The 218-nt window shown below is 55.0% G+C and carries 1 pseudogene; it reads left to right on the top strand.

Annotated elements, in window-relative coordinates:
* Positions 1–218 (top strand): annotated as a pseudogene (locus HMPREF2656_RS13300) (IS21 family transposase); the annotation flags it as partial.

The raw sequence follows: 218 nt of genomic DNA, 5'->3' as shown, positions 1-218 counted from the left end.
TGAAACCGCCGAGTGTGTCATTACCGGATTGCTGGATGTCATCGATGCTGCCGGCGGAGTGCCGACTGAGATGGTCTTCGATAACGCTACTGCTATTGGACGCCGTGTCGGCCCGAAGGTTGTCGAATCAGAGCTCTTCGCCGCGTTTAAAGCGCACTATCGGACTCGGTCGCGTTACTGCAACCCGTATTCAGGCCATGAGAAAGGCAATGTGGAAA

Origin of the sequence: Corynebacterium sp. HMSC034B08, assembly GCF_001835805.1 — a bacterium.
GTDB lineage: Bacteria > Actinomycetota > Actinomycetes > Mycobacteriales > Mycobacteriaceae > Corynebacterium > Corynebacterium coyleae.
This window is presented reverse-complemented; position numbering and strand designations above follow the sequence as displayed.